This is a genomic window from Synechococcus sp. N26 (genome assembly GCF_900473975.1).
Lineage (GTDB): Bacteria > Cyanobacteriota > Cyanobacteriia > PCC-6307 > Cyanobiaceae > Parasynechococcus.
Window position 1 is genome coordinate 1 of the sequence record NZ_UCNM01000010.1, and the last position, 23118, is coordinate 23118.

The following is a 23118-nucleotide window of genomic DNA, read 5'->3' on the forward strand; positions in this document are numbered from 1 at the left end:
CTTCTTTGATTCGGTTAAGGCTGTTGGAAGTCAGCCCCGCCGATAGAGGGGGCTGCGCCACCTAAAGATGACGAGTGGCTCGGAAATCACCGCACATAGCGGGCGTAGCTGGGCAGTCGTTTCAATCGAATCTGAGTCGAGTAACCCGTAGGCGTGATGATGTTCACCACTTCAGGAGCAGGACGACTCAGCGTGTAACCGCGTTCGGTCAACTTCTCCCAGGATTCTTTGAGTAATTCAGTGTCCATGATTTCTGGATAACACATCTACTGAGCATTCCGCCAGTTGTGATGTGTGCCACTTGATGCAATTAAAAACAGGTTGTTAGCCGACACTTAGAAAAATTGGAAGAGAGATGATCCAAGACTTCAGCAAGATTTCTCGGCCGCCGCCGATGGTGCATCAGCTCGGCGACAAGCGCTTTGTTGTGTGCGTATCGAGTGGCCTGTGCTTGGAATTTTCTGACCGATGGGATGCCGAGTGCTGCCTGAAGAGCCTTCAGGTTTCAAGTGTTTTGCCTGGGTAGCGATTTATACATTCGGTGGGCAAAGATTAAGCATTTTTGGCTACGGCCCAACTTCAGGATTGCGGCATTATTCGCTAACTAATCACTGGCAGATGTCTCCAGAAGAGAAGTACATCCTTCTGATGGAAGCCGCGTACACCACCGAAGACAAGAATACCTACTACAAGCTGATGCAGAAGGCTGATCAGGTCTTGAAAGACGCACAGGCAGCCGTAGACAGAATCGATTCAGAGGCTGCTTAAGAGCTCCATTACTCAATGTCCCGGGCTTAAGAGCCTTCTATTGTGCTCAGACTGCCTGAGCCGATGACTCTGCGGCGGATGCTGCGGCACAACACTATTGAGGCTTGGCAGACGATGCAGAAGACGGGTTGGAGGCGCTGCCCCCCGCCTGTCAGGTGAGGACTCAACAGTCGTTGTGAACTTCGTCTGCTTCGTCGAGATCGATGCAAGTTTGTTTGTCGACTTGGCAGAGCAGTGCCATCAGGTTCTTTTGATCTAAAGCTGAAAGCTCACCATTGATTTCCCACTTCAAGCAGGTTCGACGCTGGCAGCTACCCGTGTGGCCTTTGAGGACTTCGAACATGCAGCCTCCTGTTGGCTGATGAGCTAACGCTTGCGACAAATAAGACTTCCGAGTCCAGTCGATATGCCTAGTTTTTGGTGGTGCTTTCTCCGTCCCCAATGCAGCAACGTCTCGGCTGTCGCGCCGACCTCTGCTGGAATCGGTAGTAGTTGACCTAATTTCTATCCCTGGTCCAGGGATAAAACCAAAGTGCCGGCTGGGCGTTCGAGGGCACAACGGTGGCGGAGTCGCATCCCTCATCGCTCGACGCGATGCGTCTCCTTCCGTTTGCTGAAGAATGAGGGAGACGCGGGCGAGGGAACCCGCTGGATTTCATCTCCCAAGGCGTGGCAGTGGTGCTCGCGCCAAGCCCATTTTTTAGTAGGCCCCAAATCCAGCTCAATGAGGCTTAATGCCTAATTGGTGTTTAGGGGGGTTACATATCGGCATCTGATGCACCACGGTTGACGAGAGGCAGTGGTGCCTTAAACGCGTCGAGCATTTTTTTGAGGGGGGATGGCTGAGGGGCCAACCCACTTATTTTGTTGCCGCCGGTGCGCTGATCAGCGGATCACGACCTTCTGAATCAGGGCTTGCTGCAACGTCTCAAGCAATCCCTAAACGGCAAAGCAAAGCGCGGCAGGCCGTCATGCGTCTACGGCTTGGATGATTTTTCCTGTGTCACGCACACCCCCCCCTCTAACAACAGTTCCGTACATAGGTGGTGAAGACGATCCGGCATGGGGACCACGCCCAGAGGTCATTTAACAATCCGCCAATACTCGCCTGATAGCTCGTAGCGGTTGCCGTCTCGTCACCATGTAGGGCGTCAACTTGATCAGCTACGCCGCTTACGGCATGTAACTACAGCCACAGTTTATGTTGTTGAGTTCAGCACATTGTCCGACTAGCACAAAAGGTTTTTTGAAATTCGTGCAAAGTCAACATGTCCTCCGCTCCAATCGCGGTGACTTCATATTCTTGGTCTGAGCATTATCAGGCCCAAGTTGCATTGCGGCAGCTTGAAGATTGTGGCGTTCCCTGTGAATGCCCTCGTTGCGCAACTGCATATCTCCGCTTGCAGAGGATTCAGCATGAAAAGGAGGAACGCGAGCTTCGTAAACCTTCACGAGATTATGTCCAGTACGACTGAAATTCGCACATCCTTGCTTTCCCTCTAGGCTTTTATGTGCCATGAATGATTCCAGATCAGACGAGAACGAGATAATTCAACTGATGCTGTATCGGGAGGCATTCCTTCCTCAAAGCCCCAGTACCAGAGAGCTTTATGGGCCACTTTTAAGAAAAGTAGAGTCATTAGAAAAGAAGCTTGCTGATGCTGAATCCCGAACATTTGACGATTTTGATGATGCAAATCCCAAATGAACTTGCCAGAATCTTGGGACCTGTCCTTATATGTTGTGGGCTCTTACCGTGATTTTCTAAAAGAAGAGATCGATATCAATCGACTCATGCTTTATCGAGAGGATTCCCTCCCTTCAGGCGGCAGAATCTGCCTGCACAATGAAAACATTTTGAGCAAAATCAAGCAGTTAGAGATCGAGCTTTCTGATCTTGAAGATCAGCTTGCTGCCTAGCCTGTATAAGCGATTCTCCTTGCTAACGCCTTGCGGATTGTTGGTAACAGTACTGTGGCGGCCCCCTTCGCTGACAGGACTGCAGCAGGTGACCCTACAAAATGTGATTGAGCTGGTAGAGGACAGCTTGCGTTCAACGTAATCGCCGTTAAGGACCTCAAGTCCAAGACTGAGATCCTGCCGTGTACTGCCAGCGTTCAAGCCGCCTTAATTCCATGATTTCTAGCCGTCTTCTATTGGTTTCGACCTCTGCTTCACGCGCCAATTGTTCAAGTTGAGCATTTGTGCGCTTTTGATGCCGTGAAGATACAAAAGACATGGAATTAGTGAATCAGATGAGCAGAAACTAAAAACTGGGGAGAATTAGCGACTTAAAATGTCACTCAGCTACACCTATTTGTGAAGTTGTGTAACGCCCTTGCGCATGTGTTCGAGGCGTAAGCCTGAATATCTCTACGGCGTAGTGGATTTTTCCCACGCTACGCACACTCCCTCCTCCTAGGAGGATCACCCTGTCTGCGATTCGGTAGTAAGTGACTCGATATCTATCCCTTCAGAAGAGATAAAAACGACGTGCCGGTGATAGTCATGAAGGATCACCGGTGGCGGGGTCGCTTCTCTCATCGCTTGACGTAGGCGATGCGGCTCCGTCTACGGATCTAAGTCAACTTTTTGCCTCATAGGCAACAAGTGAGACCAAATGTGACTCGTAAGGTTCCTCTGGCGCTGATCTGCCGTGATCTTTGACGTAATCAGTTTTCTTCTGCTTGTTGCCCTTCTGACGTTTGCTGCCGGGGCTTTGTGGAAACCCTGTAGAGGGCTCTCAGAGCTTATTTTCCGGCGTCAGGCGCTGGATTGGTGGACGCAGAAGCCATATCGGCCAATCTTTCGAGGCAAGCGCCGTGGCCGCTATCAACGCATCTACCTCAAGAGAACACACCGCTCCTTCAAGGGATATGGACGCTTCTAAGTAGCCATAAGGGAACTTGAGACAGTCAGCGCCAGTTGCAGCGCGTAGATGACCTCGACATAGAACAAACCCAAGCTTTGATTAGCTCAGCTTTCCCGTGAGCTGTGGCTTTCATCAAAGCGTTTCGCAACTGGCTGGATTCTTGGAAGCGTCAGCCTCAATCCGAACCAGTTGAATCCAGCTCCGGCAGTGAGGAGAGAGATAGCGGCATCACGATTTTGGGTTGAGCCAAGTTGCACCGTTGTTATCGGCGGTGTGCCTGGTGCGTAAAGCGCCCACGGAAGTGTGCTTCAAATTGCCGATCCAGCTGTGGCTGCACCAACATCGCCCTCAAAGAATTGAGTGCGCCAACCGCTGCTGAGAATTGCTGCGCCTGTTCACACTTGGCGGCTAGGCGTTGATATTGCGTCGCCAACCAACCCACCATGTGCTGAAGCTCAACTGAGTTCAGGGCGTTAGCCAGCTCACTTTGAGCGATTTCTATGTCACACAGGCTTGTTCTGCGGCTGCACCCCCACTTAGCCGTCAACTGCGACGCTGCATCAGTTGGTGGAACACCATCACTGAGCAGTTGAAGAGCCTCGTTACGGCGTTGCTGGCGTTGCTGTTTGGTGGTGATTGCCATTGCTACCTACAGGGCAGTGGATGACTGGTGATGAAGACGGCTTTGGTTGCTGTGGCAGCACTCACGCTTGCAGCGGTCCCGGTGCAGGCTCAAACAGGAGATGAGGTTCAGCTGGTGCTGATCTCTGGCGTCAACGCACAGAAGAAATGGGGTTCTGATGTCATCAGTAAGGTGACGTTCACCATGCCGACGATGCAGGGGTGTGTTGAAGCAGGAAAGCTCTGGACAAGCGTGAAAGACGTTGGCTTCCGTAAGGGCTGGCGCAAGTTCCAGTGCTTGCCCAGGTGGTGACGGCATCACAGCAATCCGTGGGTCTGGAACATCTCCACAACCGCGTCGTATTGCTCTGGAGTCCAGTGCTCTGCAAGGGCAGCGATGCACCGTTGAACAGTGGCCTTGCTGACGCCTTTTGGTCTGGCCATTTCTGCTGACAGAACAGGGCCGTCCTCACAGATGTCGTCCAAAATGTTGGCCATCATTCAGGTGCTGCGTGCGAAGGGCATTGCTGGCGTTGTTGGTGGTGACAACACTCCCAGCGCAGGCTGCAGAACCCATTCGCCTGCAGGTGATTCCTTATCAGGAATGGCCTCAGGCAATACCGGTACTGCCGTATTTGTATGCGCCACCTCCGTCGCTTGTAGAACCGGCCAAGCCCAGGAAACGCAGGCGTAATAGCGGTAGGGATCGGTCATGGGGGAACGATTTGGATTGGCTGATGGAGAACGACTAGCCATTAGCCAGCACCAAGGTTGTCCAACTCGTAAGGATGTGGGCTGGGCACCCGAGGCTGGTTGAGGGCAGGATGGATGGATGGGCAAGACATCCAAGAAATCAAAGAAGCCGAAGAAGCCGAAGCAGACCTGCTCTGTCCTGCTGTGGCATAAGACGTTTATCAAGCGGATCAGACAACGCTTTGGTTTGAGCAAATACCAAATGCTGTGGATCACCTTCGGCAAAGGTCTGCTGATCGGCTACGTCCTGGCATTCCTGGTTCATCGCTGAATGGACTCCACCCAGAAGCTCGTGGAGAAACTGGTTGAGAGGCGGATGCGGGTCACTAAAGAGTCGCAGGCGGTAGCCACTGCCAACGTGATGGCAGCTTTCAAGAAGCTGGGGAAAGACAAGGAGTCGCCAGACCCGCTGCAAGCTTTGGGCTCCAGAACCGGGCTAGGTCGGGCGGCACCGTGGGCTGGCTGATCAAAAACCGCGGCAGTCACGCTCCCGCATTTCCAGGCGGAGTTGTTGGTAACGAAGCAAGGCCCGCTCTTCATCCAACTGAGGAAACAACAAACGAGCCTCCTCCAGGCTCGGCGGCTCCAAGAGCCAGTCATCAGAGCGATCCGGGGCCACTTGCTCAGGCTTGCGTTCCCACAGTTGGTGTCCTGGTGCGACCCAGCCAAACCAGCGACGAAAACGATCGAACAGCTCGAGTGGGTGCATCAAATCACACTAAGGAGATCACGAATCCAAGCGTTGGGATGAGTTCATGGCCTACGGCTTCGGGCGATCTGAAATAACAGACTCGTTCTGGGGCATCAGGCTCTGCGGTTGCCGCTGCCTCGGATCCTCCCCATTGCGCCAGGGGGTGAACATCAGGAAATTTCCAGCCACCAGTCCTGCCGTCACGATCACTGCGGCAATCTGCTCGAGCTGTTCGATCTCCATCCCTGCATTGTCCCGCGTTCTCCCAGCAGGGGTGTCCCCTGCATCGTCGACGGCTTGGGATTCAGCTCGCTCTGCAGTTCCAGGCAAAGGGCAGCTCCCAGCATCACCGTGACTACGCCTAGTCCCTGGCTCAGCTTGAGTCGCCTTCTGGGCTTGCGGAAAATACAGCGGGTCATACCAGGACCTTGCTTTTCAGCCTGGTTTAACGCTTGTTTTCAGTTTAAATTGAAGCGTTGGCCACGAGAACGCTGGGAAAACGCTGAGACAACCCGTCTCAATCCTCTTTTGGATTCTCCAGGTCGCGGCGGATCAGGGCCAGCAGGTAGGAGGGCGATTTGTAGCGGGTGGGCAGGCAGCGGTTCAGCGTTTCCAGATGCCCCCAGCAGACGGTGCGCTCAATGTCTTGAACGGTTTTTCCCTGCTGGAGGAGACGCCGCAGCGCCTTGCAATACATCGGATATCCCGCCTCTAATTCACCGATGGTGAGTTTTGCCTGAGGCATAGGACCACTGAAGCCAGTTCCAACCTATGCCCCCGCGGGCCAGGCTTAGCTGCCGAGCCAGGCGACGCAGTCGATTTCCACCCGTGCTCCCTTGGGGAGGGCTGCCACCTGAACGCAGGCGCGAGCTGGGCTGACCCCCTCGCCGAACACCTCGGCATAGATGCCATTCACGGTTGCGAAATCGCCCAGGTCCGCCAGGAACACCGTGGTGCGCACCACCTGAGCCGGGGTGGCGCCAGCTTCTTTCAGCACAGCACAGAGGTTTTTCAGCACCTGATGTGTTTCCGCTGCCACATCACCGTTCCCCACCATCTCGCCGGTGGCTGGATCCAATGGAATCTGCCCGGAGCAATAGAGCCACTCGCCGGCCAGCACTGCCTGGTTGTAAGGCCCAACCGGTGCAGGGGCGTCTTGAGTGGTGATGGCCTTGGCGCTCATGGGTTGGTTCTCAACAGCATTCATCACGATCATCGCCGTTGGTGATCCCCTACTTCGCCATCGCTCATGCCGGCCGCCACTGGTCTTTGTGCTGGCGCAGCACGGCCAACTCTGCGGCTGAACCGGCCTGCATGAACAGGTTGGTGCGGCGTTCCATGCCGATGCTGCTGGGCAGGCTGAGCTCTCCTTGGGCACGGAGCATCTGCACCTCCCGGTAGCGCTCAGCCAGAGCTGCGTTGCTGGGGCGTTGCTCAACGGCCCATTGCAGGTTGGTCTCGGTGTACTCGTGGGCACAACAAACCCTTGTGGCCTCGGGCAGTTCCGCCAGCTTCTGCAGGGCCTGATGCATCTGTTCAGCGCTGCCTTCAAATAGTCGGCCACAGCCCCCGCTGAACAGGGTGTCTCCACAGAACAACAGGGGCTCGATTTCGCCGCCCTGTGGGTTCGGGATGAAAAAGGCGATGTGGGCCCTGGTGTGAGCTGCCACATCCAGCACCTCCACCGCGTGCCCAAGAACAGTGATCTGGTCTCCATCCCGCACCGGCATGGTCTGGAACGGAATCCGCTCCCTGTCCTCAGCGGAGGCAATCACCGCAGCCTGGGGCCAGCGTTCCAGCAACTCCGGTGTGCCGCCGATGTGGTCGGCGTGGTGATGGGTCTGCAGCACGGCGGCCAGGCTCAACTGCCGTTCGTCCAGCCACTCGCGCACCGGAGGTGCCACGGCGGGGTCGATCACCACGGCCTCCGCGCCCCTCACCCAGATCCAGATCACGTTGTCCTGGAGCACTGGCAGGGCATGAAGTGAAGAATGCATCGTTAAAGTCCTGCCTGGTTAACCGGTCAGCGCTGGACCCATGATCACCGTCGCGTTGGCCAAAGGAGCGCTGCTCAAAGACTCGGTGGCCCGCTTTGCGGCGGCTGGTCTTGATTTCTCCGCTGTTCTGGAAAAGAACAACCGCCAGTTGATGGTGCCCACCCCCTGCGGGCGCGCCCGGGCCCTGCTGGTTCGCAACGGCGATGTGCCCACCTATGTGGCCTACGGCCAGGCTCAGCTGGGGGTGGTGGGTTACGACGTGCTCAAGGAGCATCAACTCCCCGTCGCTCAACTAGTGGACCTGGGCTTTGGCGGCTGCCGCATGGCCGTGGCGGTTCAGGAGAGCAGTGGTTACACCAGGGCTGCTGATCTGCCCGCCCACTGCCGCGTCGCCAGCAAATTCACCCACTGCGCCCGGGAATATTTCGATGCCCTCGACCTCCCCGTTGAGTTGGTTCACCTCAATGGCTCGGTGGAGCTGGGGCCAATCACCGGAATGTCAGAAGCGATTGTCGACCTGGTGGCCACCGGTCGCACCCTGCGGGAGAACGGCCTGATCGCCATCGAAGACCTGTTCCACTCCACAGCTCGACTGGTGGGGCACCCCCTGTCGGTTCGCCTCGACCACGGCCCCTTGGCCTCCATCGTTGATGCGATCCGCGCAGCAACACCCGTCGGGAGCTCCAGCTGATGGGGGCCGTCGCCGACTGGCGCCGGGTCCGTCGTCTGGGCCGTTATCTCGTGCGGGATCGCCGGCGGCTGCTGGTGGCCCTGCTGCTGCTGCTGCCCTTGGCCTTTGCCGGAGCACTGCAGCCCGTTCTGCTCGGCCAGGCCGTCGGCGTCCTGCGCGGAGAGCCCAGTCTTCCCTTCCTTTCGGGGATGAGCCTCTCTGCCTCGATCCGCGTGATCATTGGGCTCTACTTCGTTTCCGTGCTGCTGCGGCTCGGCCTGCAGGGGGTGCAGCAATTCAGCATCCTGGCCGTCGGACAACGGCTCACAGCTCGAATCCGCGACGACCTGTTTGAACATGCGTTGTCGCTGTCCCTGCGGTTTCACGACCGCATGCCGGTGGGCAAGTTGCTCACACGGCTCACCAGCGATGTGGATGCCCTGGCTGAGGTGTTTGGCAGTGGTGCCATTGGGGTGCTCAATGATCTGGTGAGCCTGCTGGTGCTGGCCTCAACGATGTTGTTAATCGAGTGGAGGCTGGGGCTACTGCTGTTGTTCACGCAGGTGCCCGTCACCCTGGCCGTGCTTTGGCTGCAGCGCCGTTACCGCAAGGCCAATTACCGCGTGCGTGAAGAGCTTTCCCAGCTCAATGCCGATTTCCAGGAGAACCTCCAGGGCCTCGAGGTGGTTCAGATGTATGGCCGTGAGACGGTGAACAGCGCCCGCTTCCTGCGAACCGGCATGCACTACCGCAGCGCTGTGAACGGAACGATCTTTTTCGACAGCAGCATTTCAGCCTTCCTGGAGTGGGTGGCTCTGGCCGCCATTGCCCTGGTTCTGGCCCTTGGCGGCTTGATGGTGACCAATGGCGCCATGGGCCTAGGCACCCTCACCACCTTCATACTGGCCTCCCAACGCCTCTTCGATCCGCTGCGTCAGCTGGCGGAGCGTTTCACCCAGATCCAGGGTGGGCTCACGGCGGTCGAACGCATCGGCGAGTTGATGGAGGAGCCCCTCGAGATCGCTGAGGCCAAAGGGGTTCTCCCCCACGTGGGTGGTGGTGGCGGTGAGGTGATCTTCGAGAACGTGAGCTTCGCCTATCGGCCGGACGATCCGATCCTCCGCAACCTCTCCTTCCGCATCGCCCCCGGAGAACATGTCGCCCTGGTGGGCCCCACGGGGTCGGGCAAAAGCACGATCATCCGCCTGCTCTGCCGCCTGTATGAACCCCAGCAGGGGCGCATCCTTCTGGATGGACGGGACATCCGCACGATCCCGATGGCCGATCTCCGGCGTGAGCTGGGCGTCGTGCTTCAAGACACGTTCCTGTTCAGCGGCAATGTGGCCGACAACCTTCGGCTCAATGCGTCGGTGAGTGATCGAGAGCTGGCTCAGGTCTGTGCTGAGCTTGGTCTCAACGAGCTGTTGGCCAAGCTTCCCAACGGCCTGGAGACGGAGCTGCGCGAGCGGGGCGGCAACCTCTCTTCAGGAGAGCGCCAACTGCTTGCGGTGGCCCGGGTGGCGATCCGCAAGCCAACGGTGTTGGTGATGGATGAAGCCACCGCCTTCATGGACCCTTCAACGGAAGCGACGCTGCAGGCTGATCTTGATCGGCTTCTGCAAAAGCGCTCCGCCATCGTCATTGCCCATCGCCTGGCCACGGTGGAAGCCTCGGACCGCATTCTTGTGCTGCGCCGCGGTGAACTGATCGAGCAGGGTACCCATCGCGAGCTAAGGGCCCGTGGCGGGCTCTACGCCCAGCTGGCTGATCTGCAGGAGCGGGGGTTGGCGCGTCTGTGATCGCTCCTCTGCCCATGCCTGCTGATCCTCTGTTGGAGCAGTACGGCCAGGGGGCGCGTCTCTGCCCCTGCGCCAATGACCAGATCACCTTGGTGTTCAGCCAGGAGTACCCCTTCGATCTGGTGGAACTCGAGCAGTTGCTGGAAGCGGTGGGCTGGAGCCGCCGGCCGATTCGCCGGGTGCGCAAAGCCCTCAGCCACAGCCTGCTCAAAGTTGGCCTCTGGCGGCACGACCCACGGGTGCCCCGTCTGGTTGGATTTGCGCGCTGCACCGGGGATGGTGTTTTCGAAGCCACCGTCTGGGACGTGGCCGTGCATCCCCTGTACCAGGGCAATGGTCTGGGCAAGCAGATGATGGCTTACATCCTCGAGGCCCTGGATCAGATGGGAACCGAGCGGGTCAGCCTGTTCGCCGATCCGGGCGTCGTCAGCTTCTATCAGGGCCAGGGCTGGGATCTCGAGCCCCAGGGCCATCGCTGTGCCTTCTGGTACGCCAACTGATCGGATCCTTCAGCGCCGGTAGAGCCGCAACAGCTGCTCCGTTGATCGCCCCTGCCGCCACAGCCAGCGCAGTCGGGCATTGCGCCAGGCCTGCACCAGCACGCTTCGCTTCTGCCAGCGCTCTGCGCTGGTGAGCAGGGCACAGTTCAGTGAACGGAGGGGAGCGACCTGGCTCAGGCGTTCCACCAGGTCCAGGTCTTCCATAAGCGCCAGGGGCCGGTAACCGCCCACGCGTTCATACAGCTGGCGCTGAATCAACAGGCCCTGATCGCCGTAAGGGCGTTGCAGCCAACGGCTGCGCAGGTTCACCATCCGCTCCAGCAGCCACAGCATCGGCCGCCCATGCGCCTCCACCTTGAAGTCGAAGCACCAGGCGCTGAGTTGGCCCGCCGGGCTGCTCAGAATCGCTCCCAGCTTCTGGTGCCAGGTGTCCGGCAGGCGGCTGTCGGCGTGCAGCATCAGCACCCATGCATGGGAGCTGTGGCCAACGCCCCAGCGCAGCTGTGGACCCCGCCCGGCGGTGGGGCTGTCGAGCACGGTGGCGCCGGCCAGCTGAGCCACCGCCCGGGTGTGATCCCTGCTGCCGCCATCCGAGACGATCACCTCCAACTCCCCCGGCCATCGCTGCAGATCCGCCAGCAGCAGCGGCAGCCTGCTGGCTTCATCCAGGGTTGGAATCACAACGCTCAGCCCTGCCATGGCATCAGATCGCTCCAGTGATCCAGATCATTTCGTTGGGGTACGAGGGCCGATGAGAGCTGCCGCCTGCGCGCCGCCTCCAGCGTTGCCTCCAGCACCCTGGGGCCGCCCCAGGGAATGCCGATCAGTGGCCAGAGCTGCGGTCTGCGGATTAGGGATGCGCCGATCCCCAGCAGCCAGTAGCCCCCATCGGAGGCTGGCCCCAGCACCAGGTCATGCTGCTTCAACCGCTCAACGGCCTGCCTCAAATCATCGGGATTGAGTTCGGGCAGATCCGTGCCGATCACGAGGCAGGGCCTGTTGTGGCGATGGCCGTGCATCAATTGCCGTCGCAATCGGGTGCCGAGTTTCCCCCTCCCCTGCAGCCGCACCTGCCCCAGCCCCAGCTGTTGCCCCCAGCGAGTGGCCGCACGGGGGCCGAGTCCGCTCACCGCCAGCACCGGCTCGATCTCCATGGCGCCGGCGAGGCCCCGCACCACCGCAGCGGAGTGCTGCGTGAGCCGCCGTTGGATCCTTGTGGCGCGTTCGCTGCTATTGGCCAAGCCCAGCTCATGGTTGAGATCGCGGCTCAAGCGGCGTTTGCATCGGCCCGGTGATGGCCAGCGGGCCATCACAACGATCTGCACCATCTCAATTGTTGCGAGGCAGTTCCCGCGGGCGCACCTGCACGATCAGCTCCCTTCCGTTGCGTTGAAGGGTGAGCTGCATCGGTTCCCCCACCTGGCCGCGGTCCACGGCGAGTTGCACTTCGGTAGGGGTTTGAACGGGGTTGTCTTCCACCTTGAGGATCAGATCGCACTGGCGGATGCCGGCAGCAGCGGCCGGAGTGCCTTTCACCACTTCCTTCACCAACACGCCATTCAGCTCGGGCACCGTGCAGGCGCTGTTGGTGGCGTTGATTTCCCGCGCCAGCTGCGGCGTGAGGTTCATCAGCTGCACGCCGATGAAGGGATGGGAGGCCTGGCCGGTGCTGACGATCTGTTGCGCGATCCGCTTGGCCAGGTTGATCGGAACCGCAAAACTCAAGCCGCCACCTGGGGCCGTGCGGATCGCCGTGTTGATGCCGATCACCTGACCGGCGGCATTGATCAACGGGCCGCCGCTGTTGCCGGGGTTCACCGCTGCATCGGTCTGGATGTAGGGAACCCGCTGGCCGTCACCGATCGCATTGAGGCGGCCGACGGCGCTGATGATGCCGGCCGTCACGGTGTTGTTCAGGCCGAAGGGATTGCCGATGGCAATGGCCCATTCCCCGGGCTTGAGCTGGTCGGAGTTGCCCAGGGCCGCCACCGGCAGGTTGTCGGCCACCACTTTCACCACCGCCACGTCGGTGAGGGGGTCGGTGCCGAGAACCTTGCCCTTGAAATTGCGTCCATCCGGCAGGGTCACCGCCACCTGATCGGCACCACGCACCACGTGCTCATTGGTGAAGATCAGACCGCTGGCCCGGGTGATGAAGCCGGAGCCCTGGCCCTGCTGCCGCTGGCTGGAGGGACCGATCCCAAAAATCCCTCCGAAGGGGTTGGAGATCTCCTTCACCACATCGATGCGCACCACCGCCGGACCGACGCGATCCACCGCCTTCACGATCACGTTGTCCCCCGGTTGCAGAGGTGCGCTGCGGGGCTGATCGTGCACCACCGGTGGCGCCGTCATCGGTGGCTTGGGGGTCAGACCCAGCTGGTCTCTCACCAGGCTGCAACCGGAGAGTGCGCTCCCGACCAGGGCGATGGCGAGCCAATGCTGGGCGTTGGGCATCGCGACGAGATGTGTGCTGATGCATTTAAGACGGCCTGAGCGGATCGGCATGCGTAGATTCAGCACTCGGGCGATGGGTGGTTTTGGCGCAGACGGGCGAAGAGCTCTGGATCAAGGTGCGGGATGGGTTGCAGGCGAAGCTGAGCAAGCCCACCTTCGAGACCTTCATTCGCCCCACGGGTTGCAGCGGCTTTGCCGATGGAGAGCTGAAGCTTCTGGCCCCGAATCCCTTTGCCAGCGTTCGTCTGCGGGAGCAGCTGCTGCCCACGATCGCCGAGATGGCCAGCAGCATCAGCGGTCAGCCCGTCCAGGTGACGGTGCTGGCGGAAACCGCCTTGCCGCTGCCGGATGCCACCGATGAGGCCTCAGCCGCTGCAGATGCGGCGCCGCCTCCAGCGGCCCAGGAGTCGGCATCGGCTCCAGCGCGGAACGGCTCCCCACGCCGCTATCTGCCCGGGCTCAATCCCCGCTACGTGTTCGGCCGTTTTGTGGTCGGCCCCAACAGCCGGATGGCCCATGCGGCGGCTTTGGCTGTGGCCGAAGCGCCGGGCCGGGAGTTCAACCCCCTGTTCATCTGCGGCGGTGTGGGCCTGGGCAAAACCCACCTGATGCAAGCCATTGGCCATTACCGGCTGGAAATCGACCCCGGGGCTCGGGTGGCCTATGTCTCCACTGAAACCTTCACCAATGACCTGATCCAGGCCATACGCAAGGACGGCATGCAGGCCTTCCGCGATCGCTACCGCGCCGCGGATCTGATCCTGGTGGACGACATTCAATTCATCGAGGGCAAGGAGTACACCCAGGAGGAGTTCTTCCACACCTTCAATGCCCTGCATGAGGCAGGCCGACAGGTGGTGATCGCCAGTGATCGTCCCCCCAGTCAGATTCCACGGTTGCAGCAGCGCCTGATCTCCCGGTTCCAGATGGGCCTGATCGCAGACATTCAGTCGCCTGACCTGGAGACACGCATGGCAATTCTTCAGAAGAAAGCGGAGCAGGAGCGCATGTCGCTGCCCCGTGATCTGATCCAGTACATCGCCGGCCGCTTCACCTCGAACATCCGCGAGTTGGAAGGGGCCCTGACCCGGGCCGTGGCCTTCGCCTCCATCACGGGGCTGCCGATGACCGTGGAATCCGTGGCGCCGATGCTCGACCCCACGGGGCAGGGGGTGGAGGTCACTCCGCAACAGGTGATTGACAAGGTGTCTGAGGTGTTTGATGTCACGGCCGAGGAGATGTGCAGCAGCACCCGTCGCCGTGCCGTGAGCCAGGCCCGTCAGGTGGGGATGTACCTCATGCGCCAGGGCACCGACCTCAGCCTGCCGAGGATCGGCGACAACTTCGGCGGAAAAGACCACACCACGGTGATGTACGCGATCGAGCAGGTGGAGAAAAAACTGGCCTCCGACCCCCAGCTCGCTGGTCAGGTGCAGAAGGTGAAGGATTTGCTGCAGATCGATTCCCGCAAGAAGCGCTGATCAGCGGCAGGCTTTCTTGTCACCTTTCCAGCCCGGCATGTCCTGTGCAGCGGCTGAGCACACCAGCTGGCGGGCTGCTGCGAGTGCCGGCTCCAGGCGCCTGGAGCTGAAGGGGGGCAGGGGCCGGCTGCGCAGCCAGGCACCCCAACGAAACTCGTGATATGGGATTAGGGGCTGAGGCTTGATCCACCCCTCCTGCTTCAGCTTCCACACGAGGCTCCTGTAAGGATCGTCGTCCAGTCCCAGCAGGCTCGTGGGCAGCTGCTCGGCCGGGCGCGGGCCGTTGCCTCGTCCGTCGTAGAGGTAGAGCCAGCCCTGGTTGTGCAGATGGGCTAGCACAGCGTTTCGGTCGGCGGTTGGCAGCTCCTCCACCACGTAACCCCAGGTGGTGGCCCCTGGATCAATGCCGATCAGGCCTCGCAGGCGGTGGTGCCGGTCCAGCATCCACATGGCGCCATCGGCAGATCGGATCAAAGGGACCGGTTTGCCGCGCAGGTAGTCAAGACGTTGCTGACGGGTGTCCTGGGCGAAATCCTTCTCGCGTGACCAGATCTCCGCCAGTCCCACACACCACTGGGTCGGCTGCAGCTGCGCCGCTGACACCTCAATCAGATCGGTCCCCCGATCGGGGGCGGGGATCGGTTGGTAAGCGGGCAGCCGCAGTGGCACGACTCAGCGTTGACGCCCCCGCACTATGACCCAATTAGGAAGGGGCGGGGATCCTGATCAAAGCGATCCCTCACCGGCAAGGGCTTGGCCTGCTCAGGGCCATCCAGCTGGGCGGTGGCTTCAAGGGCTTGACGCAGTAGTCGAGCAGCCGGGAGCGGCATATCCCTTGGCACCGAAATGCGATCGCGCAGATAGCGCAGCCCGGCGGCACTCCCCGCTGGAGGCGGGCAGGGGGTGTTGCGAACCAACCTGGTGAGGGCACAGCGCAGGGGCTGGTCAAAGGCTGCAGCACCCATGGGGTTCACCTCGCGCAGCCGTTGCTGGTGACGCAGCACCCGGCTCAGGGCGATGACGGCCTGATCGGCTTGATGGTCCACATCCCAGCAGGCTTCGTCCTCGCCGAGGCCATCACCTCGGTCGATCCGTTCGGCCAGGCGCTTCGCTTCCGCTCCATCGTCGGGCCAGCAGCCGCCCATCTGGGGCGGCAGGTCATGGGCATGGGTGTGGAAGTCGCTTTGGGTGCCGCGGTAGGTCTCCAGTTGCTCCAGGGCACGGAACCAGCGGTCAATGGCTGGATGCTCAGCCCTCAGCCGGTATCCCTTGTAGTAAGCCAGCGAGGCATTCATCCGTTCCACGTAGGGAACGAAGATCAGATCCACGGTCTGCGGCTCCGGGCCCCGCAGCCACGGGCCTTCTTCCCGGTTCAGCTCCCGTTCGAAGCGCCGGGCGATGTCTTGAAACTGCTCTCGGGCCAGAACCTGTTGCCTCGGACTCAGCCGTGGTGAACACAGCCAGATGCACCAGGCCTGAAACAGCAGCCGTTCAAGACGGCGCAACTCCAGAGCTTCCGGCGCTGTCATCGCCATGCCCAGGGGGCCGAACTGCCGCTCGAGGGCCAGCAGGATGTCGTCGCTTTCGGTGATCGTCCGCCCGTTGAGCTCCAGGGCCGGCAACATCCCTGATGGCACTTTCTCCAGGAACCACGGCTCCTTCGGGCCGTAGCAACGCATGGTGACTTTGCGGACTCGGTAGGGGATGCGATTGAACTCCAGCCACAGCCAGATTTTTTGGCAGTAGGGGCACCAGGCGTGATGGTCGCGGTACAGCGTGACCATCACGTTGGATTCAGGCTGTCCGAACAGGCGCAACGTGGCCTGGGCACTGGTCGGCCCTTCAATCCGATTCGGTTCCGGCATCGCCAGGCTGGCCAGGTCCGACCAGCTCAGGGGTTCAGCTGATTCCGATGAAAGGGGCATGCAGGATCGGCGCAAGCGTTGCCCGTCCATAGGACTGCCAGTCGCCCAGTTCGTGCATGAGCGCCAGACAGTCCTGCTGGCGGCCCTGATCAGCCAACTGCTTCAGCCGCAGTTTCATGTCGTCGCTGGTGATCATCATCACGATCTCGCGGCGTTGCGATCGTTTGAGGCGCAGCTCAGGTTCAGGCAGCTGCCTGCGGCGCTTGGAAGAACGGTTCATGGTTTAAGGACGCGGTTGAAATACGACCGACTCGTCTTGGGCCTTTATGGCCCCCTTCCCCGGACCATAACGCCATCTTTACGATGACGCCCGTCGTCTCGAGCACCCTTCTGTTATGGGCGCTGGTCTGGATTTGGACCTGGTTGTGCTCGGAGCAGGCTCCGGTGGGCTGGCTGCTGCGAAACGCGCAGCCCGTCATGGAGCCCGCGTCGCCATCGTGGAGGGCGATCGCGTTGGCGGTACCTGCGTGATCCGCGGCTGTGTTCCCAAAAAGCTTTTGGTGTACGGCGCCCAGGCCCGCCATCAACTGGCGGATGCCTCGGCCTACGGCCTTGAGATCGGTTCGGTGCGTTCGGATGTGCCTGATCTCCTGCGTCGGGTGCGTGCCGAGGTGGATCGGCTCAATGCCCTCCATCTCGGATTTCTGGAGAAGGCCGGTGTTCAGTTGATCTCCGGTTGGGGACGCTTCACGGCAGCAGATCGAATCGGCATCTCCGATCAACGCGGTGGGCCCGTGCGAGAGGAACTCTCGGCCCCGCGCTTTCTGGTGGCGGTTGGTGGCCGGCCGGCCCGGCCGGAGATTCCTGGGGTTGAACACACCTGGGTCAGCGACGACATGTTCCTTCTGGAGGATGTCCCCTCAGCCGTGGTGGTGGTGGGCGCAGGCTTCATTGCCTGCGAGTTCGCCTGCATCCTGCGGGGCCTTGGTGTTGCGGTCACCCAGGTGGTGCGTGGTCCGCGCTTGCTGCGCTGTTTTGATGCCGAACTGGCCGATGCCGTGCTGGTTGGCATGCGTGAGCAGGGCATCGAGGTGCTGTTGGAGCAAACGGTGGTGGCCGTGGAGGGAGAGCCCGGGGCGCTGACGGCGCGGCTGGGCAATGATGAGTCTTTGGCTTGCGGCGGTGTGTTGATGGCCACCGGGCGTCGCCCCTGGCTTGCGGATCTTGGGTTGGATGCTGCCGGCGTAGCGATCGAGCACGGCCGCATCACGGTCGATGCCAACTCCTGCACCTCGGTTCCCCACATCCATGCCGTCGGCGATGTCACCGATCGGGTCAACCTCACGCCTGTGGCCATTGATGAAGGTCGTGCCTTCGCCGACAGCGTTTTCGGGTCGCGTCCGCGGCAGGTGAACCACGACCTGGTGGCCAGTGCCGTGTTCAGCGATCCAGAGCTGGCGACCGTCGGCCTCTCGGAAGAACAGGCCATCGAACGCCATGGCGTGGATGGTGTTGTTGTGCATCGCGCCCGCTTCCGGTCCATGGCGCGGGCCCTGCCCGCTTCCGGCCCCCGTTGTCTGCTCAAGTTGGTGGTGGAGAAGGCCACCGATCGGGTGCTGGGCTGCCACATGGTGGGCGAGCATGCCGCGGAGATCATTCAGATGGCGGCGATTGCCGTGGGGATGGGCGCCACCAAGGCCGATTTCGATCGCACTATGGCACTGCACCCCTCTGTGTCAGAGGAGTTCGTGACGATGTAGTGATCTGGCAATCCTTTCGACAGTATGAAAGGTGAATGACAGTGCATATCTGGCGATCTAGACCACCATTAGATCGATATATATGACATGGAATCATTCATGCAGAGTCGAGGTCATAAGGCTGATTTTGCTCACTTTTTGATTGAATCAGGCGAGCAGTTGCTCAGCCTTCTTTGGCCTGCAGCTGATGCTCGCCGGGCAGCATCTTTAGAGATTATTGCTCGCACGGCTTATACGGCTGAGGAAAGTGCTTGTCATTACCTTGAAACGATTGGCCTCGATCAGAGTGGTGCTATCCGTAAAACTCTGGAGCTGGCGCGTCGGCAGGATAGTAATGAGCAGACGCATGAAGACATTTTTTCTCGTGACCTTGGTGGATTGTCTTTATGGATAGATCGCTTTGTGGCAAGGCATGTAGCTGTCCTTGTTTATTGGATATTTGCTCTTACTACCTTGTTGGATCACGAGTTGGCCTCTTTGCTTGGAGAAGCTGTTGAGGCCGAAGCTGTCAAAACGTACCGGCGCATGCTTCTGGAGCAGCCAGAGGAATGGTTGCAGCAGCCCGTAACTCCGATTGCAACAGCCTATTGGAGAAAAGAGGGAAATATGTGGGCTTCCCGTGAGGAATGTGAGCCAAAAACTCTTCGAGATGTAATCGAGTTAATTGCCAGAGATGAGTTGGACCATGTGGCGGCTAATAGCCAAAAAGCAATTGCTTTTTAGATATTAATTTTTGTTGTTGGGTTGTTCTGGTTGTCCCGCCAATAAAAAACTGCCTGAGTGAAAATTACGATCATTACGATTGGAATCACAGCGCAGAGCATCACGAGGCGAAATTCATCGGCCCAGCTGGCCATATCCGTTCGGGGCAAAACATTGTCGACCAGATACAAAACATAGAGGCCAAGAAGTAGCCCTCCTTCCAAGCGGGATATTCGACCTTTCGTCCAAAAAATTGGCATGCAGGCCAGGCTAGTGAGCAGCATTATCGGCAGGTCGTCCTGAATCAGTTCCGGGCTGACTTCAAGTCCGTTGCCAGCTGCCGCTATGGCTCCGCCGCCTAGCACCAGCATCAGGTTCAACAGGCAGCTGCCCACCACGTTGCCGATCGCCAGATCGGTGCGCCCGCGCAGGGCGGCCACCAGGGACGTGATCAATTCGGGCATCGATGTTCCGGCTGAAACGATTGTCAGACCGATCACTGCCTCACTAACTCCCAGGAGGGTTGCGGAGCTGACCGCGCCATTCACCAGAACCCTGGATCCGATCGAGAGAACGCTGATGCCGGCAATCAATCGCACTGAAGCTGGGATCAATCCACCTTTGTTTGCTTCGTCACTGATTTCGGGTTCAGCGCTGCCGCTGTCGTCCGGTTCTTCACGGGCGGTGCGGATCTCCCAGACGGTGTTGATCACAAGTCCCAACAGCAAGGCCAGGCCCGCTTGCCAGGTCACCCGTCCTGCGGAGGCCATGCCCCAGACCGCCGCCGAGATGGCAATCATCAGAGGCACATCTCGCCTCACCAGGCGGCTTTCAACCCGCAAGGGCAGCACAAGGGCACTGCTGCCCAGCACCACCATCACGTTGAAGATGTTGCTGCCCACCACATTGCTTACGGCGAGGGCGTCAGCTCCCTGCAGCACCGAACTCAGGCTCACGAACAGTTCCGGGGCGCTGGTGCCCAGCGACACCACCGTGAGGCCGATCACGAGCTGGGGAATCCCGAAGATCACCGCCATGGCGACGGACCCCTGAACGAACAGTTCCCCGCCACCGAACAGCAGTCCGATGCCCAGGAGCACTTGGATCGAGGCCTGCAGAAATTCAGGCATGGGGCGAGCTCAGCTGTACGGGGATTCTGCTTTGAAGCGAATCAACCTAAGGTCACTCACTTGGGTAATAGATAAGAAACCTTGTTGAACCGGATCAGCACCAGCAACCTCCGGGGTGACGCCTTTGGTGGCGTGACCGCCGCGGTGATTGCTCTGCCGATGGCCCTGGCCTTCGGGGTCGCCGCAACGGGTGACCCTGCCCCTGGGCTTTGGGGCGCCGTGATCATCGGCTTGGTGGCGTCTCTTTTCGGCGGAACGCCCACCTTGATCTCTGAACCCACCGGTCCCATGACCGTGGTGTTCACGTCGGTGATCCTGAGCTTCACCGCCACAGCTCCAGACAAGGAAACGGCCATGGCCATGGCCTTCACCGTGGTCATCCTGGCGGGTCTGTTTCAGATCCTTTTTGGCGTGTTCCGTCTGGGTCGATACGTCACCCAGATGCCTTACACCGTGATCTCTGGCTTCATGTCGGGGATTGGAGCCATCCTGGTGATTCTCCAGCTGCCCGCTTTTCTGGGGCAGACCGCATCGGGCGGGGTGATGGGAACCCTGTCCAACCTGCCTGGCCTGATTGCCGGCATTCAGCCGATGGAGCTGGCGCTGGCGTTGATCACCGTTGCGATCCTCTGGTTCACCCCAGCCAGCGTGAAGCGTTTCTGCCCGCCGCAGCTGCTGGCGCTGGTGCTGGGAACGGTGCTGTCGATGACCCTGTTCCACGACGCCGGTCTCAAGACCATTCCGCCGTTCAATGCTGAGCTCCCCAGCCTGCATGTGCCCACCTTTTCGGGTGGCCAGCTGCGTTTGATGTTCGTGGATGCCGCAGTGCTGGGCATGCTCGGCTGCATCGATGCGCTGCTCACCTCCGTTGTGGCTGACAGCCTCACCCGCACGGAGCACAACTCCAACAAGGAATTGGTGGGTCAGGGACTGGCCAACATCGCTTCGGGCGTCTTTGGCGGACTGCCTGGGGCGGGAGCCACGATGGGCACCGTCGTGAACATTCAGGCCGGCGGACGTTCAGCCCTGTCGGGCATTGTCCGTGCGGTGATTCTGATGGTGGTCGTTCTGGCAGCCGCGCCCCTTGCGTCCACGATTCCCCTCGCTGTGCTGGCGGGCATCGCCCTGAAGGTGGGTATCGACATCATCGATTGGGATTTCCTCCAACGGGCCCACCACCTCTCGGTGAAAGCTGCGGTGATCACCTACGGCGTGATTGCGCTCACGGTGCTGGTGGATCTCATCACTGCAGTGGGCATCGGAGTTTTCGTGGCCAACGTGCTCACCATTGATCGGATGAGTGCGTTGCAGTCCAGAAAAGTGAAAACGATCAGCACCGCTGATGACGATGTGGAGCTGACCGATGAAGAGCAGGTGTTGCTGGATCAGGCCTCCGGCAAGGTTCTGTTGTTCCAGCTCGCCGGGCCGATGATCTTCGGCGTGGCCAAGGCCATCTCGCGTGAGCACAACGCCATCGGCAATTGTCAGGCTGTGGTCTTCGACCTCTCCGAGGTGTCCCACCTGGGGGTCACCGCTGCGATCGCCCTTGAGAATGCCGTTAAGGAAGCGATTGAAGAGAGTCGTCAGGTGTTCCTGGTCGGTGCAACGGGCAGCACGGAGAAGCGCCTGCAGAAGCTGAAGCTGTTGGATCGGCTCCCCCAAAGCCACATCACTGGTGATCGCCTCGATGCCTTGCGCCTTGCCGTGAACGGTCTGCAGCTGAATGTCTGATCAGATCTCGATCATCGCCCCAGATGATTGGCACGTGCATCTCCGCGACGGGGAGATGCTCAACCAGGTTGTGGCCCATACCGCCCGCCGTTTTCAGCGGGCCATCGTGATGCCCAACCTGCGTCCCCCGGTGACCACGGTGGCTGCTGCACGGGCATACCGGGACCGGATTCAGGCGGCGTGCCCCGCTGATCTGGAGTTCACGCCCCTGATGACGGCGTACCTCACGGATTCGATCGCTCCTGCCGAGTTGGAGACAGGATTTCGAGAGGGCGTTTTTGCTGCCGCCAAGCTTTATCCCGCCAACGCCACCACCAATTCCGCCGCAGGGGTGACGGATCTGCTGCAGATCGATCCCGTGCTGGAAACGATGGCCCGGATCGGCATGCCCTTGCTGATCCATGGTGAAGTCACGGACAGCGAGATCGATATCTTCGACCGAGAGGCGGTGTTCATCGAACGCCATCTGGCACCACTGCGGGACCGCCATCCCGAGCTGAAGGTTGTGTTCGAGCACATCACCACCGAACAAGCTGTGCAATACGTCAGCTCAGCGGATCGTCATCTCGCCGCCACCATCACCCCCCACCATCTGCACATCAACCGCAACGCGATGTTTGCCGGCGGGTTGCGCAGTGATTTTTATTGCCTCCCCGTGGCCAAGCGGGAATGTCACCGTCAGGCCCTGCGCCGGGCGGCCACCAGCGGTGACCCACGCTTCTTTCTCGGCACCGACACGGCACCGCACGAACGGGCATCCAAGGAAAGTGCCTGCGGATGCGCTGGCATCTTCAATGCGCCCTTCGCCCTGGAGAGCTATGCCCAGGTTTTTGATGAGGAGGATGCTTTGGAGCATCTCGAGGCCTTCACCAGCCTGAATGGGCCGGCCTTCTACAACCGTCCAGCCAACACGCGTCGCATTACGTTGCAACGCCGTGACCATCTCGTGCCGGAACTTGTGAATGGACTGGTTCCTTTCCATGCTGGAGAGATCCTGTCCTGGGCCGTTGCCGATGCACCTGATCAAGTTCAGCTCTGAAGACTGCGGCACCTGTCACCGCATGAGTCACTACGACGGCAAGGTGGCCGAGGAACTCGGCTGCAGCTTCATCTCCGTGATGCTTCAGGACACGGAGATGTATCGGAAATACCGGAAGATCCTGCTCAAGCAGTACCCCAACAAGGAGGGGATGGGCTGGCCCACCTACCTCCTGGTGAACGATCCCGATGGAGATTTTTCGATTGAGGGAGAACTGAAGGGCGGCATGCCCAAGGGAGATTTCCGCACCAAGCTGGCTGAGTTGCTGCCGTCTTGAGCTCA

At 59.9% G+C, this 23118-nt stretch carries 31 protein-coding genes; 14 read left to right on the forward strand and 17 right to left on the reverse strand.

What is annotated here, in order from left to right; translation table 11 throughout:
* Positions 1-86: 86 nt before the first annotated feature.
* Positions 87-248, reverse strand: a complete 162-nt coding sequence (locus DXY33_RS12320) for a hypothetical protein (RefSeq protein WP_156915511.1) — start codon at positions 246-248, stop codon at positions 87-89.
* Between the two features lie 232 nt (positions 249-480).
* On the opposite strand from DXY33_RS12320, the gene DXY33_RS12010 reads away from it, so the two are divergent.
* Both DXY33_RS12010 and DXY33_RS07590 read left to right on the forward strand, forming a co-directional pair.
* Entirely contained in the window at positions 481-768 is a 288-nt protein-coding gene (locus DXY33_RS12010; protein ID WP_170950989.1) for a hypothetical protein, read from the forward strand.
* A 78-nt stretch (positions 769-846) separates the two neighbouring features.
* A complete protein-coding gene (locus DXY33_RS07590; protein WP_244276022.1) occupies positions 847-927 on the forward strand; it encodes a DUF1651 domain-containing protein in 81 nt (26 codons plus the stop codon).
* Between the two features lie 4 nt (positions 928-931).
* Here the strand turns inward: DXY33_RS07590 and DXY33_RS07595 are convergent, their stop codons facing one another.
* A complete protein-coding gene (locus DXY33_RS07595; RefSeq protein WP_115132395.1) occupies positions 932-1111 on the reverse strand; it encodes a hypothetical protein in 180 nt (59 codons plus the stop codon).
* A gap of 1400 nt (positions 1112-2511) precedes the next feature.
* Between DXY33_RS07595 and DXY33_RS07600 the strand changes: the two genes are divergently transcribed.
* On the forward strand, positions 2512-2688 hold the full coding sequence (locus tag DXY33_RS07600; RefSeq protein WP_170950990.1) for a hypothetical protein: 177 nt from the start codon (positions 2512-2514) through the stop codon (positions 2686-2688).
* A 1214-nt stretch (positions 2689-3902) separates the two neighbouring features.
* Here DXY33_RS07600 and DXY33_RS07605 read toward each other — a convergent pair.
* On the reverse strand, positions 3903-4283 hold the full coding sequence (locus tag DXY33_RS07605; protein WP_115132397.1) for a hypothetical protein: 381 nt from the start codon (positions 4281-4283) through the stop codon (positions 3903-3905).
* A gap of 30 nt (positions 4284-4313) precedes the next feature.
* Between DXY33_RS07605 and DXY33_RS07610 the strand changes: the two genes are divergently transcribed.
* Positions 4314-4574 carry a hypothetical protein gene (locus DXY33_RS07610; protein ID WP_115132398.1) on the forward strand — a complete coding sequence of 87 codons (261 nt, stop codon included), beginning with the start codon at positions 4314-4316 and terminating at the stop codon, positions 4572-4574.
* A 5-nt stretch (positions 4575-4579) separates the two neighbouring features.
* Here DXY33_RS07610 and DXY33_RS07615 read toward each other — a convergent pair whose 3' ends face one another.
* A complete protein-coding gene (locus DXY33_RS07615; RefSeq protein WP_136975440.1) occupies positions 4580-4759 on the reverse strand; it encodes a hypothetical protein in 180 nt (59 codons plus the stop codon).
* Between the two features lie 3 nt (positions 4760-4762).
* Entirely contained in the window at positions 4763-4975 is a 213-nt protein-coding gene (locus DXY33_RS12020) for a hypothetical protein (protein WP_136975441.1), read from the reverse strand.
* Positions 4976-5093: 118 nt separating this feature from the next.
* Between DXY33_RS12020 and DXY33_RS07620 the strand changes: the two genes are divergently transcribed.
* Positions 5094-5285 carry a hypothetical protein gene (locus tag DXY33_RS07620; RefSeq protein WP_115132400.1) on the forward strand — a complete coding sequence of 64 codons (192 nt, stop codon included), beginning with the start codon at positions 5094-5096 and terminating at the stop codon, positions 5283-5285.
* Between the two features lie 195 nt (positions 5286-5480).
* Here the strand turns inward: DXY33_RS07620 and DXY33_RS07630 are convergent, their stop codons facing one another.
* The 5 genes from DXY33_RS07630 to gloB form a co-directional block, all read right to left on the reverse strand.
* Positions 5481-5723, reverse strand: coding sequence for a hypothetical protein (locus tag DXY33_RS07630; protein ID WP_115132402.1), 243 nt, complete (start codon positions 5721-5723; stop codon positions 5481-5483).
* Positions 5724-5774: 51 nt separating this feature from the next.
* Positions 5775-6035: a hypothetical protein gene (locus DXY33_RS12325; protein WP_170950986.1), complete on the reverse strand. Its 261-nt coding sequence runs from the start codon at positions 6033-6035 to the stop codon at positions 5775-5777.
* 187 nt (positions 6036-6222) lie between these two features.
* Positions 6223-6450: a DUF3136 domain-containing protein gene (locus DXY33_RS07635; protein WP_006850228.1), complete on the reverse strand. Its 228-nt coding sequence runs from the start codon at positions 6448-6450 to the stop codon at positions 6223-6225.
* A 45-nt stretch (positions 6451-6495) separates the two neighbouring features.
* Positions 6496-6888: a RidA family protein gene (locus DXY33_RS07640; RefSeq protein WP_114988626.1), complete on the reverse strand. Its 393-nt coding sequence runs from the start codon at positions 6886-6888 to the stop codon at positions 6496-6498.
* A 64-nt stretch (positions 6889-6952) separates the two neighbouring features.
* A complete protein-coding gene (gene gloB, locus DXY33_RS07645; RefSeq protein ID WP_115132403.1) occupies positions 6953-7702 on the reverse strand; it encodes a hydroxyacylglutathione hydrolase in 750 nt (249 codons plus the stop codon).
* A 40-nt stretch (positions 7703-7742) separates the two neighbouring features.
* Between gloB and hisG the strand changes: the two genes are divergently transcribed.
* From hisG to DXY33_RS07660, 3 genes are read left to right on the forward strand one after another with little or no spacing between them, the layout of a single operon-like run.
* A complete protein-coding gene (gene hisG / locus DXY33_RS07650) occupies positions 7743-8393 on the forward strand; it encodes an ATP phosphoribosyltransferase (protein WP_115132404.1) in 651 nt (216 codons plus the stop codon).
* Positions 8393-10171, forward strand: coding sequence for an ABC transporter ATP-binding protein (locus tag DXY33_RS07655; RefSeq protein WP_115132405.1), 1779 nt, complete (start codon positions 8393-8395; stop codon positions 10169-10171). The genes hisG and DXY33_RS07655 overlap by 1 nt, the downstream gene beginning before the upstream one ends.
* A 14-nt stretch (positions 10172-10185) precedes the next feature.
* Entirely contained in the window at positions 10186-10671 is a 486-nt protein-coding gene (locus DXY33_RS07660) for a GNAT family N-acetyltransferase (protein ID WP_115009240.1), read from the forward strand.
* Between the two features lie 9 nt (positions 10672-10680).
* On the opposite strand, the gene DXY33_RS07665 is transcribed toward DXY33_RS07660, so the two are convergent.
* The 3 genes from DXY33_RS07665 to DXY33_RS07675 are packed head-to-tail and all read right to left on the reverse strand — an operon-like array spanning position 10681 to position 13128.
* A complete protein-coding gene (locus tag DXY33_RS07665; protein ID WP_115132406.1) occupies positions 10681-11370 on the reverse strand; it encodes a TIGR04283 family arsenosugar biosynthesis glycosyltransferase in 690 nt (229 codons plus the stop codon).
* Entirely contained in the window at positions 11358-11999 is a 642-nt protein-coding gene (locus DXY33_RS07670) for a TIGR04282 family arsenosugar biosynthesis glycosyltransferase (RefSeq protein WP_115132407.1), read from the reverse strand. The genes DXY33_RS07665 and DXY33_RS07670 overlap by 13 nt, the downstream gene beginning before the upstream one ends.
* Before the next feature lies 1 nt (position 12000).
* A complete protein-coding gene (locus tag DXY33_RS07675; protein ID WP_115132408.1) occupies positions 12001-13128 on the reverse strand; it encodes a trypsin-like peptidase domain-containing protein in 1128 nt (375 codons plus the stop codon).
* Positions 13129-13211: 83 nt separating this feature from the next.
* On the opposite strand from DXY33_RS07675, the gene dnaA reads away from it, so the two are divergent.
* Entirely contained in the window at positions 13212-14609 is a 1398-nt protein-coding gene (gene dnaA, locus DXY33_RS07680) for a chromosomal replication initiator protein DnaA (RefSeq protein WP_115132792.1), read from the forward strand.
* Here the strand turns inward: dnaA and DXY33_RS07685 are convergent, their stop codons facing one another.
* From DXY33_RS07685 to DXY33_RS07695, 3 genes are read right to left on the reverse strand one after another with little or no spacing between them, the layout of a single operon-like run.
* Positions 14610-15278: a ParB-like protein gene (locus tag DXY33_RS07685; protein WP_115132409.1), complete on the reverse strand. Its 669-nt coding sequence runs from the start codon at positions 15276-15278 to the stop codon at positions 14610-14612.
* 23 nt (positions 15279-15301) lie between these two features.
* Positions 15302-16534, reverse strand: coding sequence for a glutathione S-transferase family protein (locus DXY33_RS07690; protein WP_115132410.1), 1233 nt, complete (start codon positions 16532-16534; stop codon positions 15302-15304).
* Positions 16509-16754 carry a hypothetical protein gene (locus DXY33_RS07695; RefSeq protein WP_244275935.1) on the reverse strand — a complete coding sequence of 82 codons (246 nt, stop codon included), beginning with the start codon at positions 16752-16754 and terminating at the stop codon, positions 16509-16511. Before DXY33_RS07695 ends, DXY33_RS07690 begins: the two co-directional genes overlap by 26 nt.
* 115 nt (positions 16755-16869) lie before the next feature.
* On the opposite strand from DXY33_RS07695, the gene gorA reads away from it, so the two are divergent.
* The gene (gene gorA, locus DXY33_RS07700) at positions 16870-18234 is read left to right on the forward strand and encodes a glutathione-disulfide reductase (protein ID WP_115132411.1); all 1365 of its coding nucleotides are present in this window, start codon (positions 16870-16872) and stop codon (positions 18232-18234) included.
* A gap of 87 nt (positions 18235-18321) precedes the next feature.
* Positions 18322-18957: an alternative oxidase gene (locus DXY33_RS07705; protein ID WP_115132412.1), complete on the forward strand. Its 636-nt coding sequence runs from the start codon at positions 18322-18324 to the stop codon at positions 18955-18957.
* Here DXY33_RS07705 and DXY33_RS07710 read toward each other — a convergent pair.
* Positions 18954-20066, reverse strand: coding sequence for a calcium/sodium antiporter (locus DXY33_RS07710; protein WP_115132413.1), 1113 nt, complete (start codon positions 20064-20066; stop codon positions 18954-18956). The genes DXY33_RS07705 and DXY33_RS07710 overlap by 4 nt on opposite strands.
* A gap of 81 nt (positions 20067-20147) precedes the next feature.
* On the opposite strand from DXY33_RS07710, the gene DXY33_RS07715 reads away from it, so the two are divergent.
* The 3 genes from DXY33_RS07715 to DXY33_RS07725 are packed head-to-tail and all read left to right on the forward strand — an operon-like array spanning position 20148 to position 23113.
* A complete protein-coding gene (locus DXY33_RS07715) occupies positions 20148-21797 on the forward strand; it encodes a SulP family inorganic anion transporter (protein ID WP_115132414.1) in 1650 nt (549 codons plus the stop codon).
* Positions 21790-22836 (forward strand): dihydroorotase, encoded by a 1047-nt coding sequence (gene pyrC / locus DXY33_RS07720; protein ID WP_115132415.1) that lies wholly within the window; start codon positions 21790-21792, stop codon positions 22834-22836. The genes DXY33_RS07715 and pyrC overlap by 8 nt, the downstream gene beginning before the upstream one ends.
* Positions 22811-23113, forward strand: a complete 303-nt coding sequence (locus DXY33_RS07725) for a thioredoxin family protein (protein WP_025362365.1) — start codon at positions 22811-22813, stop codon at positions 23111-23113. The genes pyrC and DXY33_RS07725 overlap by 26 nt, the downstream gene beginning before the upstream one ends.
* Positions 23114-23118 lie beyond the last annotated feature (5 nt).

What these genes read in the sequence shown, in the direction of transcription:
- DXY33_RS12320 (WP_156915511.1), bottom strand. Translation starts at nt 248, where the DNA reads ATGGACACTGAATTACTCAAAGAATCCTGGGAGAAGTTGACCGAACGC.
- DXY33_RS07590 (WP_244276022.1), top strand. Translation starts at nt 847, where the DNA reads ATGCTGCGGCACAACACTATTGAGGCTTGGCAGACGATGCAGAAGACG.
- DXY33_RS07595 (WP_115132395.1), bottom strand. Translation starts at nt 1,111, where the DNA reads ATGTTCGAAGTCCTCAAAGGCCACACGGGTAGCTGCCAGCGTCGAACC.
- DXY33_RS07605 (WP_115132397.1), bottom strand. Translation starts at nt 4,283, where the DNA reads ATGGCAATCACCACCAAACAGCAACGCCAGCAACGCCGTAACGAGGCT.
- DXY33_RS07610 (WP_115132398.1), top strand. Translation starts at nt 4,314, where the DNA reads ATGAAGACGGCTTTGGTTGCTGTGGCAGCACTCACGCTTGCAGCGGTC.
- DXY33_RS07615 (WP_136975440.1), bottom strand. Translation starts at nt 4,759, where the DNA reads ATGGCCAACATTTTGGACGACATCTGTGAGGACGGCCCTGTTCTGTCA.
- DXY33_RS12020 (WP_136975441.1), bottom strand. Translation starts at nt 4,975, where the DNA reads ATGACCGATCCCTACCGCTATTACGCCTGCGTTTCCTGGGCTTGGCCG.
- DXY33_RS07620 (WP_115132400.1), top strand. Translation starts at nt 5,094, where the DNA reads ATGGGCAAGACATCCAAGAAATCAAAGAAGCCGAAGAAGCCGAAGCAG.
- DXY33_RS07630 (WP_115132402.1), bottom strand. Translation starts at nt 5,723, where the DNA reads ATGCACCCACTCGAGCTGTTCGATCGTTTTCGTCGCTGGTTTGGCTGG.
- DXY33_RS07635 (WP_006850228.1), bottom strand. Translation starts at nt 6,450, where the DNA reads ATGCCTCAGGCAAAACTCACCATCGGTGAATTAGAGGCGGGATATCCG.
- DXY33_RS07640 (WP_114988626.1), bottom strand. Translation starts at nt 6,888, where the DNA reads ATGAGCGCCAAGGCCATCACCACTCAAGACGCCCCTGCACCGGTTGGG.
- gloB (WP_115132403.1), bottom strand. Translation starts at nt 7,702, where the DNA reads ATGCATTCTTCACTTCATGCCCTGCCAGTGCTCCAGGACAACGTGATC.
- hisG (WP_115132404.1), top strand. Translation starts at nt 7,743, where the DNA reads ATGATCACCGTCGCGTTGGCCAAAGGAGCGCTGCTCAAAGACTCGGTG.
- DXY33_RS07655 (WP_115132405.1), top strand. Translation starts at nt 8,393, where the DNA reads ATGGGGGCCGTCGCCGACTGGCGCCGGGTCCGTCGTCTGGGCCGTTAT.
- DXY33_RS07660 (WP_115009240.1), top strand. Translation starts at nt 10,186, where the DNA reads ATGCCTGCTGATCCTCTGTTGGAGCAGTACGGCCAGGGGGCGCGTCTC.
- DXY33_RS07665 (WP_115132406.1), bottom strand. Translation starts at nt 11,370, where the DNA reads ATGGCAGGGCTGAGCGTTGTGATTCCAACCCTGGATGAAGCCAGCAGG.
- DXY33_RS07670 (WP_115132407.1), bottom strand. Translation starts at nt 11,999, where the DNA reads ATGGTGCAGATCGTTGTGATGGCCCGCTGGCCATCACCGGGCCGATGC.
- DXY33_RS07675 (WP_115132408.1), bottom strand. Translation starts at nt 13,128, where the DNA reads ATGCCCAACGCCCAGCATTGGCTCGCCATCGCCCTGGTCGGGAGCGCA.
- DXY33_RS07690 (WP_115132410.1), bottom strand. Translation starts at nt 16,534, where the DNA reads ATGCCCCTTTCATCGGAATCAGCTGAACCCCTGAGCTGGTCGGACCTG.
- DXY33_RS07695 (WP_244275935.1), bottom strand. Translation starts at nt 16,754, where the DNA reads ATGAACCGTTCTTCCAAGCGCCGCAGGCAGCTGCCTGAACCTGAGCTG.
- gorA (WP_115132411.1), top strand. Translation starts at nt 16,870, where the DNA reads ATGGGCGCTGGTCTGGATTTGGACCTGGTTGTGCTCGGAGCAGGCTCC.
- DXY33_RS07705 (WP_115132412.1), top strand. Translation starts at nt 18,322, where the DNA reads ATGGAATCATTCATGCAGAGTCGAGGTCATAAGGCTGATTTTGCTCAC.
- DXY33_RS07710 (WP_115132413.1), bottom strand. Translation starts at nt 20,066, where the DNA reads ATGCCTGAATTTCTGCAGGCCTCGATCCAAGTGCTCCTGGGCATCGGA.
- pyrC (WP_115132415.1), top strand. Translation starts at nt 21,790, where the DNA reads ATGTCTGATCAGATCTCGATCATCGCCCCAGATGATTGGCACGTGCAT.
- DXY33_RS07725 (WP_025362365.1), top strand. Translation starts at nt 22,811, where the DNA reads ATGCACCTGATCAAGTTCAGCTCTGAAGACTGCGGCACCTGTCACCGC.